This is a genomic window from Limnohabitans sp. 2KL-27 (genome assembly GCF_001269345.1).
Taxonomy (GTDB): Bacteria; Pseudomonadota; Gammaproteobacteria; order Burkholderiales; family Burkholderiaceae_C; genus Limnohabitans_A.
Genome location: NZ_CXOP01000001.1, coordinates 424,905 through 441,962, shown reverse-complemented (window position 1 = coordinate 441,962; position 17,058 = coordinate 424,905). Strand labels below are relative to the sequence as shown.

Here is a 17,058-nt window from a genome sequence, read left to right as displayed (position 1 = left end):
TAAAACGACCTCTGCCAGGCACGCACCTTGGGCAGGTGGCACGATTGTGTTGCCGAGCCAGTCGTCAAGCTGTCAATCACCTGTCAAACCCATTCAGTGAATACCCTCAGGCTCTCATGACCCCCCGAATTTTGCTGGTGGAAGATACCCCTGACATTGCCTTATGGCTGGGAACGGCCTTGCGCCAGGGCGGCATGGCCGTGGAATTTGCCACCGATGGCCACGCGGCTGAGCGCAGTCTGCAACCGGGTCATGGCTTCGATGCGGTGTTGCTCGATTTGCAGTTGCCAGGTCAAGACGGCCTGAGCGTGCTGCAGAACTTGCGTGCGCGGGGGGATGCGGTGCCGGTGCTGGTGTTGACGGCGCGTGCGAGCGTCCCGGACCGGGTGTTGGGTCTGAACATGGGCGCCGATGACTATTTGCCCAAGCCGTTTGATTTGAGCGAACTCGAAGCCCGTTTGCAGGTGCTGCTGCGCCGCCAAGGGCGCGTCAAAAACACGGCCTTGCGCTGGGGCCCTTTGGAGATGCAGCCGGAAAACGGCACCGCCCAACTGGACGGTCAGGTGTTGGCACTGACCCAGCGCGAGGCTGCTGCGCTGCGCGTGTTGTTGTCTTCGCCCCAGCGCACAGTGAGCAAGGAGCAATTGCACACCGAGGTGTTTGCCGATGAGGCCACCGGTCTGGATGCGGTCGAGGTGCTCATTTACCGCTTGCGCAAAAAGCTCGAATCATCAGCGGCCTCCAATGGGACTGCGCCCGAAGTCGTGATCACCACGTTTCGCGGCATGGGTTACATGCTGACCTCCCCATCGGGGCGCGCATGACCGCGACGCCAGCGCCTGCGATCGGAGCTGTGGCCTCGCTGCGCCGGCGCTTGCTCAGTTGGATCTTGTTGCCTCTGGTGGCGCTGATCGGCGTGAACGCCTGGGTGGGCTATGGCAACGCGGTGCAGGCGGCCAATGAGGCTTACGACCGGTCTTTGTACCTGGCTGCGCGCACCCTGGCCGAAGAGTTGTCTTGGCGCGAGGGGCGCTTGCAGCTGGACGTGATGAAGGCCGCAGGCTACTTGTTTGAAAACCACACCGGCTCACGGCTGTTTTACAAAATCACCCGCACCGATGGTCAGTGGCTGGCCGGGGTAGCGGACTTGCCTGATGCCCCAGTGCGCACGCAGTCGGCGGTGAAGTTCTTTGCCTTGGTGCAGTTCGACGACGGGGTCTACCTGAACCAGCCCGTGCGTGTGGCCCAACTTCGGCACGTCATCGAGGACGCGGGCCTGGCCGATCCCTTGATCAAGATCACCGTGGCAGAAACCATGGAGGCGCGTCAGCTGCTCATCCAGCATATTTTGTGGGACACCCTGGGCAGCCAAGGTTTGCTGCTGCTGGCGGCTGCGGGTTTGGTGATCTGGGGGGTGCAGCGTGGCATTCGGCCGCTGGAAGCCTTTCGCCAGCAACTGGCGAGCAAGGCCGAAGATGATTTTTCGCCCATTCAGCCGCCTGACTTGCCACGCGAGTTGCGGCCCCTGATCGGGACGCTCAACAGCTACCTGGACCGCTTGGGCCGCTTGATCGACATCCGCAAACGCTTTTTGGACAACGCCGCGCACCAACTGCGCACGCCGCTCACAGCTCTCAAAACACAGCTGGCGCTGGCCCAGCGCAATGCCGAGCCGCAGCAGGCGCAGGCCTTGCTTTCTGCGGCCATGCAAACCACCGACGATGCAGTGCGCCTGACCGAGCAGCTGCTCGCCATGACGCGGGTCGAGCATGCCCGTGAAATGCACAGTCCGCAAAGTGTGGACCTGGTGGCGCTGGCGCGGCGCGTGACGCAAGAGCACCTGATGCGCGCCCACCAGCTGGGCGATGACCTGGGGCTGGAGACGCTGGTGGCGCAATGCGAGGTGCAGGGCGTGGACCTGTTGCTGCACGAGGCCTTGAGCAACCTGATTGACAACGCCATTCACCATGGCCCTGTGGGGACACACATCACGGTGCGTGTCGGGGCGACTTGGCTGGAAGTGCAGGACGACGGCCCGGGCATCACCCCCGAGCACCAAGCCCATGTGTTTGAGCGCTTTTACCGAGCCGCACCTTCGGGTGTGAGCGGAAGCGGCCTGGGCCTGGCCATCGTGAAGGAAATCGCCAGCCAGCACGGTGCGCAGGTGAGCGTCGTCAGCCCGGTGGGTGGTGGGCGCGGCACCGCCATTCGCATGCGTTGGCCAGAGGCGGCACATGCCTAGAGCCGAATTCTTTCCTGTGGGAAGCCGCCCGACTGGCCGAATGTGCGCTCAGGTGTAGCGCTTGCTGCTCAGGTTCTGCTTCATGTCGCGCAAGGCTGGTTGCAGGGCCTCGCCGATGCGCAGCGCCACGGTGGTGGCCAGGATGTCGATGATCAGCAGGTGCAGCAGGCGCGAGACCATGGGGCTGTATTTGTCGTAACCCTCGGGGTGGTCGGCGGTGAGGTGGATGTGCCCGGCGCTGGCCAGCGGGGAGCCGCTGGCGGTGATCACGATGGTGGTGGCGCCTTGTTTTTTGGCGATGTCGCAGGCGTCCATCAGGTCGCGGGTGCGGCCGGAGTTGGAGATGATCACGGCGCAGTCGCCCGGCTTGAGCATGGACGCGCTCATGACCTGCATGTGGCCGTCGCTGTAGGCGATGGCGTTGACGCCCAGGCGAAAGAATTTGTGCTGCGCGTCTTGCGCCACGATGCCGGAGTTGCCCACGCCATAAAACTCGATGCGGCGGTTGGTTTTTTGGGTGGCGGCCAGGGCGTGTGCGGCGTGCTCCAGCGCGAAGGAGCTGGCGTCGTTGCGGTACTTCAGAAAAGCGGCGACGGTGTTGTCGATCACCTTGACCGCGATGTCGCTGGTTTTGTCATCGGCGTCGACGCTGCGGTGGATGAAGGGCACGCCCTCGCTCACGCTGCCCGCGAGCTTGAGTTTGAAGTCGGACAGGCCGTCGTAGCCCATGCTGCGGCAAAAACGCACCACGGTGGGTTTGCTCACGTGCGAGCGGTCGGCCAGCTCGGTGACAGGCAAATTGGCGAATGCGCGTGGGTCTGCCAGCACCAGCTTGCCCACGCGTTGTTCTGCCGGGGCCAGCGACGGCAAAGAGGCTTTGATTCGGTCGAGCATGGGGGTCTCCGGTTTAAATTTCTTCGGACCAGCAAAAGCCGTCACGCGCGATCATGGCGCTCGATGCACTGGGGCCCCAGGTGCCTGCGGCGTAGGGGCGAGGGCCGGTGGGGTCGTTTTTCCAGTGTTGCAGGATGGGCTCCACCCAGCGCCAGGCTTCTTCTTGTTCATCGCTGCGCACAAACAGGTTCAGGCGGCCGTCCAGCACATCCAGCAGCAGGCGCTCGTAGGCGCCCACGCGTTGGCTGCCAAAGCGTTTGTCAAAGTCCAAATCCAGGTGCACGGGGCTGAGCGTCGCGCCACCGCTGCCTTCGCCGCTTTTGCTTTGGCCTTGCGCGAACAGGTGCAGCTCCAGCCCATCCTTGGGTTGCAGGTGGATCACCAGTTTGTTGGCATGGCCCATGGGGCTTTTGAAAATTTCGTGCGGTGTGGGGCGGAAGTTGATCTCGATGTAAGCCTCACGCGCGGCCATGCGTTTGCCGGTGCGGATGAAAAAAGGCACGCCTGCCCAGCGCCAGTTGGCGATTTCGGTGCGCAAGGCGACGAAGGTTTCGGTGCTGCTTTGCGGGCTGACACCAGGCTCCTCGCGGTAACCGGGCACGGCCTGACCAAAGATGTTGCCGCCGTTGTATTGCCCGCGGATCACGTGCTGGCTCAAGGTCTCGGGAGTCCAGCGCTTCAAGGCCCGCAGCACTTTGAGTTTTTCGTCGCGGATGGCGTCGGCATGCGCGTTGATGGGGGGCTCCATGGCGATGGCGCACAGCAGTTGCAGCGCGTGGTTTTGCACCATGTCGCGCAGGGCGCCCGTGGTGTCGTAAAAGCCACCACGCTTTTCCACACCCAACTCTTCGGCCATGGTGATTTGGATATTGGCGATGTGTTCGCGTCGCCACAGGGGTTCGAACAAGGCGTTGCCAAAGCGCATGGCAAACAGGTTTTGCACCCCGGGCTTGCCCAGGTAGTGGTCGATGCGGAAGATTTGCTGCTCTTTGAAAGCCAGGCCCACTGCGTGGTTGATGGCGCGGTTGGAGGCCAGGTCGTGGCCCAGCGGTTTTTCGAGCACGATGCGCGTCTTGGGCGTGTTCAGGCCGTTTGCGGAGAGTTGTTCGCACACGGTGGTGAACAGGCTGGGCGCGGTGGACAAATACATCACCACGTGGTCGGTCTCGCGCTCGGCCAAGCGTGCAGACAAGGCCGCGTAGGCTTGGGGCTTGGACAGGTCCATGCGCACGTAGCACAGCATGGCAGCAAAGCGCGCGAACTCTTCGGGCTTGGGGCGTTTGTCGCCCTCGACTTGCTCAAAGCGTGACTGGATTTGCTGGCGGTACTGCGCGTCGCTCAGGTCGTCGCGGCCCACACCGATGATGCGGCCGCCTTCGGGTAAGGTGTCGTGTCGAAAAGCCTGAAACAGGGCCGGCATGAGTTTGCGCCACACCAGATCGCCCGTACCGCCGAAGAAAACCAGATCAAAAGCCATGCTGTTCTTGAGTTACATAAAAAATTGCTTTGAAATGTAACTTTGTTTCATCGATAATTCAAGCCTGTATGGACAAAGCCCCCATGAACCAACTCGACGCCCTCAAACAATTCACCACCGTGGTGGCCGATACCGGCGACTTCCGGCAGTTGGCTCAGTTTCAGCCACAGGACGCGACGACCAACCCGTCCTTGATCTTGAAGGCCGTGCAAAAGCCCGAATACGCGCCGCTCTTGGCCGACTCTGTGGCGGCCCACCGGGACCAACCGCTCGATGTGGTCATGGACCATTTGCTGGTGCGTTTTGGCTGCGAGATTTTGAACACCATTCCAGGCCGCGTGTCGACCGAAGTGGATGCCCGCCTGAGCTTTGACACCGCCGCCACCGTGGCGCGGGCCCGCCGCATCATGGCGCTGTACGCGGCGCAAGGCATCCCGCGTGAGCGCGTGTTGATCAAGATCGCCGCCACCTGGGAAGGCATTCAGGCCGCAGCCGAGTTGGAGCGCGAAGGCATCCGCTGCAACCTGACGCTGCTGTTTGCGTTTTGTCAGGCGGTGGCTTGTGGCCAAGCCCAAGTGCAATTGATCTCGCCGTTTGTGGGCCGCATTTACGACTGGTACAAAAAGTCTGCCGGCGCCGCTTGGGACGAATCGGCCCAGTCCGGGGCCAACGACCCGGGCGTGCAGTCGGTGCGCGCCATTTACAACCACTACAAAAAGCATGGCATCGCCACCGAAGTCATGGGGGCGTCGTTCCGCAACATTGGGCAGATCACGGCGTTGGCCGGTTGCGATTTGCTGACCATCAGCCCCGAGTTGCTGGCACAGCTGGCCGCCAGCGAAGCGCCTTTGGTTTTGGCACTGGATGCGTCAGCAGCGCAGGCGATGGATTTGCCGGCGGTGGCTTACAACGAAGCATCGTTCCGATTGGCGCTGAACGAAGACGCCATGGCCACCGAGAAATTGGCCGAGGGCATTCGGGCGTTTTGCGCCGATGCGGTCAAGCTTGAAGTGTTGATGCAGCAAGCCTGAGATGCGCTGCGACCTGACCCCCGCCTGGAAAAGCCTGCAAACCCATGCGCAGGGCTTTGTGGGCTTTGACCTGCGCGCCGCGTTGGCGACCGATGAGGCGCGCGCGCCCAGCCTGAGTCAGGTGGCCCCCCATGTGTTTGCCGATCTGTCGAAAAACCACACCGACGCGGCCACCGAAGCCCTGCTGCAAGAGCTGGCCCGGCAAACCGGACTGGCCTCGCACCGCGATGCCATGTTCCGTGGCGAGGCGATCAACCCCACCGAAGACCGTGCCGTGATGCACTGGCTGCTGCGCCAACCTGAAGGCAGTTTGAGTGGCGCTTTGGCCGAACCCTTGGCCCGGGTGCACGCCACCTTGAAGCCCATGCTGGCCTACGCCGAGCAGGTGCGCGCGGATGCACAGATCACCGACGTGGTGAACATCGGCATCGGTGGTTCGGACCTGGGGCCGCAGATGGCGGTGCTGGCCTTGCAGGATGTCGCGATCCCGGGCAAGCGCTTTCACTTTGTGTCGAACGTGGACGGCCACGAATTGGCAGCGGTGCTCCAAGGGCTCAAGGCCGAGAACACGCTGTTCCTGATCGCTTCCAAAACCTTCACCACCGTCGAGACCCTGACCAACGCCCGCTCGGCGCTGGCCTGGTTTGAAGCCCAAGGCGGCACCGATGTGGCGCGCCACTTTGCCGCGCTGACCACGAATGTGGCAGCTGCTGCGGCATGGGGGATCACCACCACTTTCGGTTTTTGGGATTGGGTGGGCGGCCGCTATTCGGTCTGGTCGGCGATCGGGTTGCCGGTGGCCATCGCCATCGGGGCGCAGGGCTTTCGGGATTTTCTGGCGGGTGCCCACGCGATGGACCAGCACTTCCAGAGCGCTCCGCTGGCGCAGAACCTGCCGGTGCGTTTGGGTTTGCTGGACGTTTGGTACCGCAATTTCCTGAATTACACCAGCCGCTCGATTGCGCCTTACCACAGCGCCTTGCGCCGGTTGCCTGCATACCTGCAGCAGCTGGAGATGGAAAGCAACGGCAAGCGCGTGGACCGCAACGGCCATGCGCTGCCCTTTGGCACTTCACCGGTGTTGTGGGGCGAGCCGGGCACCAACGGCCAGCACGCCTATTTCCAGATGCTGCACCAGGGCACGGATGTGGTGCCCGTTGAATTCATCGCCGTGAAAAAACCCACGCACCGTCTGAAAGACCACCACGAGTGGCTGCTGGCCAACGTGATCGCCCAAGCCCAGGCCCTGATGCTGGGGAAGGCCGACGAGGGGGGGCACAAGCACTTTCCAGGCAACCGGCCCAGCACCTTTTTGCTCTTGGACGAACTCACGCCCGCCAGTCTGGGGGCATTGATCGCGCTACAAGAGCACCGCGTGTTCGTGAGTGGCTCGGTTTGGGGCATCAACAGCTTTGACCAGTGGGGGGTGGAGCTGGGCAAGGTCTTGGCCCAAGACATCCATGCGCGCATGGCCTCAGGCGACAACGCCGGGCTGGATGCTTCGACCGCCGCACTCCTCCAGCGTCTTCGCTGAGCCTGTCGCCGCCGAGTTGGGGCAGGGGCTAACGGCCACCCCCGTGCTTTCTTCTTAAGCCCTCGCCGGTACGCCACCCCACGCCCACCCCACGCTGCCAAGGCTTGAGACCACCGTGCCAGAGTGATGCTCAGTGGCTGCGGTTTGTCCCCCACTCAATGGCATGGTTGCTTTCAATCGCATTCAACCAGTGGGCGCTTGGGTGGATCCTCGTAGGTGGAGGATAATTGTTGATATTAATATTTCAATTAATAAAACCATCAAAGGAATTGACACATGTTTGACAGCGCAGCCGCCATTGGCGTCATTTTGGGATCCGCTTGGTTTGCGGCGGTGCCAGAACCCACCACCGTCAACAAAGAGACCGTCACGGTGTCGTACATGACCGATGTGCACAACAAAGAGTGGGACCTTTCTTTGTCCAAGGCCAAGAGTGTGGTGGATGTTGCCTACCAGTCCAAGCCCACGAGTTTTTATGGTTTGAGGTATGGCGTCTCGGGCATGCTCAATGGCCAAGGCACCTACATGTTCGGACCTGGCATCGGTAAAACCATCGATGTCAAAGGCTTTGACATGACTTTGTTCATTTACCCCTCCTATTCGGTCATCAAAGGTGAAGACCGTGTGCGGTCACTGAGTGGCAATTTCAACTTCAGAACCACTTTTGACATCATGTACCGCCTCAATGAAAAGACCAAATTGGGGGTGGGCTTGCTGCACATCAGCAATGGGGGCTACAAAGACCCTAACCATGGACTGGAGGCCGTTCGACTGACCTTGGGCCGCGATTTTTAAGGGGCTGAAGTCCAACGCACGGACTTCATCAGCGCGTTCAGACCCAACAAAGCCCCGCAAGGCGTGAACCTTGCGGGGCTTTTGAACATCTGGCGCACCTGACTGGTGGGCCGGACTGGCCAAGGGATTGAGCTTGGGGCTCAGTGTGGGTGCGTGCGGTGGTCGTGCTTGGCGGCCTCCGGTGCTGCTGGGGCCTTCCCCTCGGCGCCCACGGTGATCGTTCCGCGCATACCTGCTTCGTAATGCCCGGGGATCAAGCAAGCCATTTGCAAGGTCATGGCCTTGGGGAAAGTCACCACCAGTTCACCGATCTGTCCTGCGGCCACGCTGATGGCGATGCCGGTCCCGTGGTCATGTCCCGGGGCATGACTTTGTCCCTCATGGGGTGCTGGACCTGCGGCAGAGGCTTGTTTCATCGCTGCAGCGTGCACACGGATGTCCTCCTCACTGCCCAGCACCATTTCGTGGGTTGTTTGACCCGTGTTGCGCACGACGAACCGGATGGTTTCACCGGCTTGCACGTCAATTTGGCTGGGCGTGAAGCGCATCTGGTCGTCCATGTTCACCGTGATGCTGCGGCTGACCACTTGGGCGATGGGTCCGGCATGGCTCGCGGGGCCATGGTGGTCGTCTGCCGAAGAGTTCTCGCCATGGCTGTGGCCCGTGGCCGCCCAGTCGGGGTGGCGCTCGAACCATTGCCAAGCGCCCCAACTGCCTGCGGTAACGGCCAAACCGACCACCAGCACATACACAGTGGCCGCGCGCGGCCAGTGGCGGGGCGCACTCAGGCCCAGAGCCAGTACCGAGATGAAAAAGCCCAGCGGCACCACCCAGGCGCTGCGCGCGGGCGAGTCCGGAAAGTGCTGCAATCCGCCGGTGAAAAAGCCCAGGCCGATCGACAGCCAAGTGCCCAGCACCAAGGTCTGCAGCAAACCCGAGCTCGGGGTGTCCTTGGATGGCGGGTTCAGCCGGTGCTCCAACCAAGCCCCCAGCACAAACAGCACGATGCCCATGGCCGCGGTCCATAAAGAGCGTGTGCCGCTGAAAAAGCCGTGGTTCACGGCCCCCGAAATGAAGCTGATGCCCGAATACTTGAGCAGCATCGCCCCGTGGTGTTGTTGAAAAGAAGAAGTCATGCGTTCATCCCTGCGCGGCCTTGGCCGTCGCGTCCATACCAATTTGCCGCGTTGGCCCAGCCAGCGCGGAACGAAGGTTCAAAGGAGGAGGGCTCAGCCGATGGGCGGACGCAAATCGGGTCGCAGGCTCGCGCTGAGCCAGTGGCGCGTGAGGGCCTGCGGGCGCGCAGCAGGTGCGGGCAGCAGTGCCAAGGTCTTCACTCCTCCCAGTCCTGTGGCGCAGCAGGGGTGGCAGTCCGCACCGCCCGCATTCAGGAATTGGGTGACAGGGGCGTCGGTGGTTTGCTGCGCCGTGGGGCTCTCGTGCGACGTGATGGATCCGTCGGGGATCACTTGGCCGTGGCAGACGGGCTGGACCAGACCCTGGGCGTGCGGGCTGACAGGCAAAGCCATGACCGAGCCCAGACTCAGTTTGAGCAAAATCACCACAATGCCAAGCCATGACCCGTAACGCATGCCCGGATCATAAATCGTTCAGAGTTGCGTGCAGGGCGGGCGCATGAAAAAGCCCCGCAAGGCGTGAACCTTGCGGGGCTTTGAGGTCATGGACCCCAGGTCAAGCCCGGGGTGACAGACGGGGCATTTACATGCCCATGCCGCCCATACCGCCCATGCCGCCCATGTCAGGCATGCCGCCGCCAGCGCCGGCTTCGTCTTTCGGTGCTTCGGAAATCATGCACTCGGTGGTTAACATCAAAGAGGCCACGGACGCTGCGTTTTGCAAAGCAGTGCGTGTCACTTTGGTGGGGTCCAAGATGCCCATTTCGATCATGTCACCGTAGGTGTCGTTGGCAGCGTTGAAGCCGTAGTTGCCTTTGCCAGCCAACACCGCGTTCACCACCACCGAGGGCTCGCCGCCGGCGTTGTAAACGATCTCGCGCAGAGGCGCTTCGATGGCTTTGAGCACCAGCTTGATGCCGGCTTCTTGGTCGGCATTGTCACCTTTGATGGTGCCAGCAGCCTGACGTGCGCGCAGCAGTGCCACGCCACCACCAGCCACGATGCCTTCTTCCACTGCAGCGCGGGTGGCGTGCAGGGCGTCTTCCACACGGGCTTTCTTTTCTTTCATCTCGACTTCGGTGGCAGCGCCGACCTTGATCACGGCCACACCGCCGGCCAACTTGGCCACGCGCTCTTGCAGCTTTTCGCGGTCGTAGTCGGAAGTGGCTTCTTCGATTTGCATGCGCACTTGTTTGACGCGGGCTTCGATGTCGATCGCGGCACCAGCGCCGTCGATGATGATGGTGTTTTCCTTGCCCACTTCGATGCGCTTGGCTTGGCCCAAATCGGCCAAGGTCACTTTTTCGAGGGTCAGGCCGACTTCTTCAGCGATCACTTTGCCGCCGGTCAAGATGGCGATGTCTTCCAACATGGCTTTGCGACGGTCACCGAAGCCAGGGGCTTTCACGGCGACAACCTTCAAGATGCCACGGATGGTGTTGACCACCAAAGTGGCCAAGGCTTCGCCTTCGACTTCTTCGGCAATGATCAGCAAAGGACGGCCGGCTTTGGCCACGGCTTCCAAGGTGGGCAGCAGATCGCGGATGTTGCTGATCTTCTTGTCGAACAACAACACGAAGGGGTTGTCCAGCAAAGCGGCTTGCTTTTCGGGGTTGTTGATGAAGTAAGGCGACAGGTAGCCGCGGTCAAACTGCATGCCTTCAACGATGTCGAGTTCGTTGTCCAAAGACTTGCCGTCTTCCACAGTGATCACGCCTTCTTTGCCCACTTTGTCCATGGCTTTGGCGATGATGTCACCGATGCTGTGGTCGCTGTTGGCAGAGATCGAACCGACTTGGGCGATTTCTTTGGTGGTGGTGGTGGCCTTGGTGGCCTTCTTCAGCTCTTCGATCAAAGCAGTCACTGCCTTGTCGATGCCGCGCTTCAAGTCCATGGGGTTCATGCCAGCAGCCACGTACTTCATGCCTTCGCGCACGATGGCTTGGGCCAACACGGTGGCCGTTGTGGTGCCGTCGCCAGCGTTGTCAGAGGTCTTGGAAGCGACTTCCTTGACCATCTGCGCGCCCATGTTTTGCAACTTGTCTTTGAGTTCGATTTCCTTGGCCACGGACACACCGTCCTTGGTCACGGTGGGGGCGCCGAAAGAACGCTCCAGAACCACGTTGCGACCCTTAGGGCCCAAAGTCACTTTGACCGCGTTGGCCAAAATGTTCACGCCTTCAACCATGCGTGCGCGGGCTTCGCCGCCGAAAATTACGTCTTTTGCTGCCATTTTTGTAGCTCCTGAATTAAGTTAATTACTCGACGACCGCGAACAGGTCTTCTTCTTTCATGACCAACAGCTCGTCGCCGCCGACCTTGACGGTCTGGCCGCTGTACTTGCCGAACAACACGCGGTCGCCGACTTTGACGCTCAGGGCTTTGGTCTCGCCTTTGTCGTTGGTTTTGCCAGGGCCGACGGCCAAGACTTCACCTTGATCGGGCTTTTCTGCAGCGGAATCGGGGATCACGATGCCCGAGGCTGTTTTGGTTTCGCTTTCGATACGCTTGACGATCACGCGATCGCCCAAAGGACGCAGTTTCATGGAATCTCCTGGATTTGAAACAAGGGTTGAAAAACAAAAGCACCGGTCTAGGGTGCTGCTGAAATCTGAGGAGAGGGGTGCTGTTAGCACTCAACTCCATCGAGTGCTAATCATAAGGGCATTTGAAGCCTTTTCAAGACCCGGGTGTTTTTTTACTGGTGGACTGGGCGGGGCGTGTCCACGCCGCTGGCCTGAGCCGTGCCGAGCATGTAGCCATAGACCAAGTCGGTGCTGATGTCGCCTTCGAAGAGGTTGAGATTTCGAGCCAGGTGCAAGGGACTGCTGGGGGGCAGCAGGCCGCTGTTGTAGACGACGATGTGGGCGTTTTGCATCAAATTGTCCTGCAGGTGCAGCGGGGCTGTGTGCAGCCAGGGAATGCGCGCATCGATGAAAAAGACCCCCACGGCCTGGTGAATGCCCATCAAGTCCAGCGGGTGGGTGATGACCTTGACTTGCTCCCAATGGGTCATTTTTTCCAGGGCGCTGGCCACATGTTGGTCGTCGTGCAGCACACACACCAAGGGCGTGTCGGATGCCGTCTCCAGGCCCGGAAAGCCTTTTTGTTTGCAGTATTGGTTCAGGGAAGAGGACAGGATGCGTCGGTGCCCGCCTTGGGTGACAAATGCCTTGAAAACCCCGTTTTCAACCATGCGCTGGATGGTGCCGACCGACAGGCCCAGCATTTTGGCCGCTTGGCTGGTGCTGAAATAGTTCGGGTTGATCTGGTTGTTTTTCATGCTGAATTCCTTGTTTGCACTGAATAGGGTGGAATGGGCGTTTTCCGGGCGCTGTCGTCATGGTAGGCCCCGCTGTGTGACTTGCGTTTGGCGTGAACCGGTAGTGCGGCGGACCGAAAACAGGTAGAGCGCCGCCCGGGCCCGCGTGGTGCAAGGCGGTTGCTTGCCTGAGCCCCGTGAAGCTGGACCGGCCAAGCTGCACCCGGTTCAGGGCAAAATCACGCCCTATGCTGCGTTGGTTTCGTTTTTTTTCCCATTGGCCTTTGTGGGCCCTGCACCTGCTGGGCAGCGCGGGGGGCTGGCTGGCTTGGTGTTTGTCTGGGCGCTACAGAGGCCGGTTTTTGCACAACGCGCGCCAAGCTGGCCTGGGCTGGGGGGGGGTGTGGCGGGCCGTGGGGCAGGCTGGCCGCATGTCGGCCGAGTTGCCCCGTTTGTGGCTGGGCCGCACACCTGCACTGGCCTGGGCCGACGACCGCGCCGCTGTGGAGGCTTATGCCTCGGGTCAAGGGGTGCTGTTTTTGACCCCACACATGGGCTGTTTTGAAATCACGGCCCAAGCGCTGGCCTTGCGCTTTTCGGCCGCACACGGTCCTTTGACGGTGCTGTACCGCCCCGCCCGGCATGCGGGTCTGGGCGAGGTCATGACTTTGGCACGCCAGCGGCCTGGCTTGGAGGCGGTGCCGACCACTTTGTCGGGTGTGCGGCACATGATCAAGGCCTTGCGTGCGGGGCGGGCTGTGGGCTTGTTGCCCGATCAGGTGCCGCCCGAGGGCATGGGGCAGTGGGCGCCGTTTTTTGGCCAACCCGCCTACACCATGACCTTGGCCGCCCGTTTGGCCTTGCAAACCAGCGCCCGGGTGGTGCTGATTTGGGGCGAGCGTTTGTCTTGGGGGCGGGGGTACCGTTTGCACACCCAGGCGCTGGGGCATGCCCTGTCCGATGATTTGGACACTGCCGTGGTGCAGATCAACCAGGCCATGGAGTCGCTGATCTTGCAGTGCCCTTCGCAATACGTGTGGGGTTACGCCCGCTACAAACCCCCCCGTCAGGCCTGAGCGGACCCCCAAAACCATGGTGAATTTGCTGATCGCTGTTTTGCGCCTGTTTGCGCCCCTGCCTTTGCCTTGGGTGAGGGCCGCAGGCCATGGCTTGGGCTGGCTGCTGTGGCATCTGGCAGGCAAGCGCCGAAGCATTGTGCGGGTCAATTTGCAGCAGTGCCTGCCCGAGTGGTCCGCAGCCGAGCGTGAGGCCTTGGCCTACCGACACTTTGTGGCCTTTGGTCAGTCGGTCATGGACCGTGCCTGGCTTTGGCATGCGCCCGAGGCACTGGTGCGGCAACGCCTGCGCTGGGTGGGGGACGTGCAAGCTTTGCAGCAGCCGGGGCCTTTGGTGATGTTTGCCCCGCATTTTGTCGGGCTGGATGCGGGGGGCCTGGCGGTGTCCTTCGAGGTGCCAGGGCCTGTGGCCTTTATTTTTGTGGGGCAGTCGCGTCCGGCCGTCGAGTCCTGGGTGCGCCAGGGGCGTGAGCGCTCGGGCAATGTGCGGCCGTATTTCCGGCACCAGGGCATGCGCCAGATTTTGGCGGGCATCAAAAAAGGCGAGCCCTTGCACCTGTCGCCTGACATGGATTTCGGGCGGGGTGAGTCGATTTTTGTGCCGTTCATGGGGGTTGAAAAAGCCGCCACCGTGCCGTCGCTGTCGCGCTTGTCAAGGGTGGTCGGGGCGCGGGTCGTGCCTGTGGTGACCCGCATGACGCCGCAGGGTTACGACATCGAGGTGCATGCCGCGCTCGAAGGCTTCCCCAGTGCTGACCTGGTTCAAGACACGGTCCGCATGAACCGTCTGCTGGCCGAGTGGGTCCTGACCATGCCCGAGCAGTATTACTGGGTGCACAAACGCTTCAAGACCCGGCCCGAGGGCGAAACCGGTTTTTATTGAACCGACCTGTCGCCCATGGGCTGCAGAAAAGCGGCGATTTCCTGAATCACCCGTGCGGGCTGCTCATGCACCACCCAGTGCGTGGCCTTTTCAATCGGCACCAGTGTCAGCGCGGGGACGTGTGCGTCCAGCCCTTCGGTCAGGCAAGGCAGCAAGGCCACATCGTCCTGGGCCCAAAGCACCAAGGTGGGCACCTCGATGCGCAGCGCCTCGGGCGGGATTTGCACGGCGCTGGCCCCCGGGTCGGCGGCCGTGGCCGGGCGCAGGGGCGATGCGCGGTAGTAGTTGAGGCCGCCTTGCAGGCCGTGCTGCCAGACCTCTCGGTATGTGGCCTTCACGGCGGGTGTGAGCCAGTGGGCCCGGTTGTCTGCTGTCGGTGAGGTGAGCGATGGCAACGAGGTGTCTTGGCCCGTCAAAAAGCCGAACAGGCGCTCGAAGTCGTGGGCGGCCAACTGCGCGGCCGCCTCGGGCTGCACCAAAAAATTCATGTAAGCGCTGGCCGCTTGTTGCGCCGCGTCGTGTTGCAAGGCCCGCAGGAAGGGGCCAGGGTGGGGCGAGTTGATGATGACCAACTGGCCTATCCGTTGTGGGTGCTGGTTGGCCAAACTCCAGGCCACCGCGCCGCCCCAGTCGTGGGCAATCAGGGCGGCCAAGGGTTGGCTGTGTTGGCAGGCGCTGCATTCGCTGTCGATCAGGGCCACGATGTCCTGCACCAGGTGTTTGGCGCGGTAGGCCTTGACGTCTTCGGGGGCGCTGGAGCGCTCGAAGCCGCGCAGGTTGGGGGCCACACAGCGGTAGCCGCCGTTTTCGGGCCGGGAAAAATGCAGCAGCAAAGGGTCCCAGACCCAGGCCCCTTCCGGAAAGCCGTGCAAAAACATCAGCACGGGTCGGCCGGGCTCGCCGCTGGCGCGGCAGCTCAAGGTGATGCCGTGGGGCAGCGCTTGCTGCCAGGTCTGGATGTCGGGATGCACGGCGGCTCACTCCTTGATGGGCGGTGGTCCGTGTCTGAAGTCAGCGCAGACTCACTCGTCCAGGGCTTCGGGTTCGTCTTCGGGCGGCTCGGCGGCTGGTGCCGCAGCCTTTGCCCCGCCAGCAGGGTGCGTCCAGTCCCACAGCAGTTGGGCCACCTCGTCCACGCCTTGCTTTTTCAGGGCCGAAAAGAGTTTCACCTCGCCGCCCCCGGCTTGCAGTCGCGCAATCGACAAGGCCTTGGCCTGCTCGGCGCGGGTGAGCTTGTCGGCCTTGGTCAGGATGATCAGGAATTTCAGGCCTTGTTCCACCCGGGGGCGGATCACTTCGAGCAGGATGTCATCGAGCTCGGTCAGGCCATGGCGGGGGTCGCACATCATGACGATGCCGGTCAGGTTGTCGCGGCTGACCAGGTAGTTGGCCATGACCTGCTGCCAGCGCAGCTTGTCCATCTTGGCCACAGCGGCGTAGCCGTAGCCGGGCAAATCGGCCAACACCGCGTCGGTGATGCCCTGCTTGCCCAAGGCAAACAAGTTGATGTGCTGGGTGCGGCCGGGCTTTTTGGAGGCAAAGGCCAGCTGCTTTTTTTGCGTCAGGGTGTTGATGCAAGTGGATTTGCCCGCGTTGGAGCGCCCCACAAAGGCGATTTCGGGGGTGTCCATCGCGGGCAAGTGGTGCAGTTGCGCGGCGGTGGTCAAAAAACGGGCGGTGTGCATCCAGCCCATGGGCGTGACGGCGGCGGGGGCCGTTGGCGATGCGTTGGCCACGACCGGGCTGGCGCTCGGCGCTTTGGGTGGGCTGGCAGGAACGCGAACGTGGGGGCGGGAGCTCATAAATCAGGGATACCTTGGGTCGTCAGGAAACTGACGCGGACCTCATTGTAGAATCCTTGGGTTTTGCGCCAACTCTTGGATCACGCCATGAAGTCGATTTCCTCTCTCTTGATCACCGCCCTGTCGGCCGCTTTGGTGGCAGGCTCTGCCATGGCTGCTGGCCCTGCGCCACAAGCCGCCAAACCCGACCTGGCCAAAGGCGAGGCCATTTACACCGCGGCCTGTGTGGCTTGCCACGCCGCTGATGGCAATTCAGGCACCCCCGTCAACCCCAAGCTGGCCCAGCAACACCCTGAATACCTGCTCAAGCAACTGCAGGAATTCAAATCGGGCAAGCGCGCCAATGCCGTGATGAGCGGCATGGTGGCAGGCCTGAGCAACGAAGACATGCGCAACATCAGCTACTGGCTGGCTTCCAAGCAAGCCAAGCCCGGCTTTGCCAAGGAAAAAGACACGGTGGCCTGGGGCGAGCGCATCTACCGCGGTGGCATTCCTGACCGCCAGATCGCCGCTTGCGCCAGCTGCCACTCGCCCAATGGCGCAGGCATGCCTTCGCAATACCCCCGTCTGTCGGGCCAACATGCCGACTACACCGCTGCCCAGCTGGTCCAGTTCCGTGAAGGCGTTCGCAAGAACAACCTGCAAATGACCCAGGTCGCTGCCAAAATGAACGACCGCGAAATCAAGGCCGTCTCCGACTACATCGCTGGTTTGCGCTGAAACCTGGCCGGGCTGCGGCTCGGTGTGTTCGCCTTGTCCTGCTGGTTTCAGGGGGATTACAGCCCAGTCACATCGCTCTGCGGCACAATTCAGCATCGGCTGATATGACGCAATCCAAGGCCGGTTCTCCCGGCCTTGCGTGTTTCTGGCGGGCTGTGTCCCGCCATTCTTTTGCCCCATCCCTTTTGTTGGATTTTTTTCTGAAC

General features: G+C 61.8%; 17 protein-coding genes. 8 read left to right on the top strand and 9 right to left on the bottom strand.

The features are described from left to right. Positions 1-116 precede the first annotated feature (116 nt). On the top strand, positions 117-824 hold the full coding sequence (locus tag LHAB_RS02215) for a response regulator transcription factor (RefSeq protein ID WP_090043731.1): 708 nt from the start codon (positions 117-119) through the stop codon (positions 822-824). Next, complete coding sequence (locus tag LHAB_RS02210) at positions 821-2,242, top strand: sensor histidine kinase (protein ID WP_090043730.1); 1,422 nt, start codon at positions 821-823, stop codon at positions 2,240-2,242. The genes LHAB_RS02215 and LHAB_RS02210 overlap by 4 nt, the downstream gene beginning before the upstream one ends. A 48-nt stretch (positions 2,243-2,290) precedes the next feature. On the opposite strand, the gene LHAB_RS02205 is transcribed toward LHAB_RS02210, so the two are convergent. Continuing rightward, positions 2,291-3,136, bottom strand: coding sequence for a MurR/RpiR family transcriptional regulator (locus LHAB_RS02205; protein WP_090043729.1), 846 nt, complete (start codon positions 3,134-3,136; stop codon positions 2,291-2,293). A gap of 13 nt (positions 3,137-3,149) precedes the next feature. Then, positions 3,150-4,613 (bottom strand): glucose-6-phosphate dehydrogenase, encoded by a 1,464-nt coding sequence (gene zwf / locus LHAB_RS02200; RefSeq protein ID WP_090043728.1) that lies wholly within the window; start codon positions 4,611-4,613, stop codon positions 3,150-3,152. Between the two features lie 83 nt (positions 4,614-4,696). On the opposite strand from zwf, the gene tal reads away from it, so the two are divergent. The 3 genes from tal to LHAB_RS02185 all read left to right on the top strand — a co-directional run bounded on the left by tal (position 4,697) and on the right by LHAB_RS02185 (position 7,973). Continuing rightward, on the top strand, positions 4,697-5,644 hold the full coding sequence (tal, locus tag LHAB_RS02195; protein WP_090043849.1) for a transaldolase: 948 nt from the start codon (positions 4,697-4,699) through the stop codon (positions 5,642-5,644). A gap of 1 nt (position 5,645) precedes the next feature. Beyond that, complete coding sequence (gene pgi / locus LHAB_RS02190) at positions 5,646-7,178, top strand: glucose-6-phosphate isomerase (protein WP_090043727.1); 1,533 nt, start codon at positions 5,646-5,648, stop codon at positions 7,176-7,178. Positions 7,179-7,454: 276 nt separating this feature from the next. After that, entirely contained in the window at positions 7,455-7,973 is a 519-nt protein-coding gene (locus tag LHAB_RS02185) for an acyloxyacyl hydrolase (protein ID WP_090043726.1), read from the top strand. A 140-nt stretch (positions 7,974-8,113) separates the two neighbouring features. Here LHAB_RS02185 and LHAB_RS02180 read toward each other — a convergent pair whose 3' ends face one another. From LHAB_RS02180 to LHAB_RS02160, 5 genes are all read right to left on the bottom strand, one after another. Next, positions 8,114-9,109 carry a cupredoxin domain-containing protein gene (locus tag LHAB_RS02180; RefSeq protein ID WP_090043725.1) on the bottom strand — a complete coding sequence of 332 codons (996 nt, stop codon included), beginning with the start codon at positions 9,107-9,109 and terminating at the stop codon, positions 8,114-8,116. Positions 9,110-9,202: 93 nt separating this feature from the next. After that, positions 9,203-9,565 (bottom strand): hypothetical protein, encoded by a 363-nt coding sequence (locus LHAB_RS02175; protein WP_090043724.1) that lies wholly within the window; start codon positions 9,563-9,565, stop codon positions 9,203-9,205. Between the two features lie 127 nt (positions 9,566-9,692). Beyond that, positions 9,693-11,342: a chaperonin GroEL gene (groL, locus tag LHAB_RS02170; RefSeq protein WP_090043723.1), complete on the bottom strand. Its 1,650-nt coding sequence runs from the start codon at positions 11,340-11,342 to the stop codon at positions 9,693-9,695. Positions 11,343-11,367: 25 nt separating this feature from the next. Then, the gene (gene groES / locus LHAB_RS02165) at positions 11,368-11,655 is read right to left on the bottom strand and encodes a co-chaperone GroES (protein WP_019426307.1); all 288 of its coding nucleotides are present in this window, start codon (positions 11,653-11,655) and stop codon (positions 11,368-11,370) included. Positions 11,656-11,807: 152 nt separating this feature from the next. Further along, positions 11,808-12,392, bottom strand: a complete 585-nt coding sequence (locus tag LHAB_RS02160) for a helix-turn-helix domain-containing protein (protein WP_090043722.1) — start codon at positions 12,390-12,392, stop codon at positions 11,808-11,810. A gap of 227 nt (positions 12,393-12,619) precedes the next feature. Between LHAB_RS02160 and LHAB_RS02155 the strand changes: the two genes are divergently transcribed. After that, positions 12,620-13,447: a lysophospholipid acyltransferase family protein gene (locus LHAB_RS02155; RefSeq protein WP_090043721.1), complete on the top strand. Its 828-nt coding sequence runs from the start codon at positions 12,620-12,622 to the stop codon at positions 13,445-13,447. A gap of 16 nt (positions 13,448-13,463) precedes the next feature. Further along, positions 13,464-14,330 carry a lysophospholipid acyltransferase family protein gene (locus tag LHAB_RS02150; RefSeq protein WP_090043720.1) on the top strand — a complete coding sequence of 289 codons (867 nt, stop codon included), beginning with the start codon at positions 13,464-13,466 and terminating at the stop codon, positions 14,328-14,330. Here the strand turns inward: LHAB_RS02150 and LHAB_RS02145 are convergent. Next, positions 14,324-15,301, bottom strand: a complete 978-nt coding sequence (locus tag LHAB_RS02145) for an alpha/beta fold hydrolase (protein WP_194943050.1) — start codon at positions 15,299-15,301, stop codon at positions 14,324-14,326. The genes LHAB_RS02150 and LHAB_RS02145 overlap by 7 nt on opposite strands. Before the next feature lie 51 nt (positions 15,302-15,352). After that, positions 15,353-16,024, bottom strand: coding sequence for a ribosome biogenesis GTP-binding protein YihA/YsxC (gene yihA / locus LHAB_RS02140; RefSeq protein WP_090043847.1), 672 nt, complete (start codon positions 16,022-16,024; stop codon positions 15,353-15,355). A gap of 195 nt (positions 16,025-16,219) precedes the next feature. Between yihA and LHAB_RS02135 the strand changes: the two genes are divergently transcribed. Beyond that, complete coding sequence (locus LHAB_RS02135; RefSeq protein ID WP_090043719.1) at positions 16,220-16,852, top strand: c-type cytochrome; 633 nt, start codon at positions 16,220-16,222, stop codon at positions 16,850-16,852. Positions 16,853-17,058: the final 206 nt, after the last annotated feature.

Bases quoted from the DNA above. Each gene is read 5' to 3' on its own strand.
- LHAB_RS02215 (WP_090043731.1), top strand. From the start codon at position 117: ATGACCCCCCGAATTTTGCTGGTGGAAGATACCCCTGACATTGCCTTA.
- LHAB_RS02210 (WP_090043730.1), top strand. From the start codon at position 821: ATGACCGCGACGCCAGCGCCTGCGATCGGAGCTGTGGCCTCGCTGCGC.
- LHAB_RS02205 (WP_090043729.1), bottom strand. From the start codon at position 3,136: ATGCTCGACCGAATCAAAGCCTCTTTGCCGTCGCTGGCCCCGGCAGAA.
- zwf (WP_090043728.1), bottom strand. From the start codon at position 4,613: ATGGCTTTTGATCTGGTTTTCTTCGGCGGTACGGGCGATCTGGTGTGG.
- tal (WP_090043849.1), top strand. From the start codon at position 4,697: ATGAACCAACTCGACGCCCTCAAACAATTCACCACCGTGGTGGCCGAT.
- pgi (WP_090043727.1), top strand. From the start codon at position 5,646: ATGCGCTGCGACCTGACCCCCGCCTGGAAAAGCCTGCAAACCCATGCG.
- LHAB_RS02185 (WP_090043726.1), top strand. From the start codon at position 7,455: ATGTTTGACAGCGCAGCCGCCATTGGCGTCATTTTGGGATCCGCTTGG.
- LHAB_RS02180 (WP_090043725.1), bottom strand. From the start codon at position 9,109: ATGACTTCTTCTTTTCAACAACACCACGGGGCGATGCTGCTCAAGTAT.
- LHAB_RS02175 (WP_090043724.1), bottom strand. From the start codon at position 9,565: ATGCGTTACGGGTCATGGCTTGGCATTGTGGTGATTTTGCTCAAACTG.
- groL (WP_090043723.1), bottom strand. From the start codon at position 11,342: ATGGCAGCAAAAGACGTAATTTTCGGCGGCGAAGCCCGCGCACGCATG.
- groES (WP_019426307.1), bottom strand. From the start codon at position 11,655: ATGAAACTGCGTCCTTTGGGCGATCGCGTGATCGTCAAGCGTATCGAA.
- LHAB_RS02160 (WP_090043722.1), bottom strand. From the start codon at position 12,392: ATGAAAAACAACCAGATCAACCCGAACTATTTCAGCACCAGCCAAGCG.
- LHAB_RS02155 (WP_090043721.1), top strand. From the start codon at position 12,620: ATGCTGCGTTGGTTTCGTTTTTTTTCCCATTGGCCTTTGTGGGCCCTG.
- LHAB_RS02150 (WP_090043720.1), top strand. From the start codon at position 13,464: ATGGTGAATTTGCTGATCGCTGTTTTGCGCCTGTTTGCGCCCCTGCCT.
- yihA (WP_090043847.1), bottom strand. From the start codon at position 16,024: ATGGGCTGGATGCACACCGCCCGTTTTTTGACCACCGCCGCGCAACTG.
- LHAB_RS02135 (WP_090043719.1), top strand. From the start codon at position 16,220: ATGAAGTCGATTTCCTCTCTCTTGATCACCGCCCTGTCGGCCGCTTTG.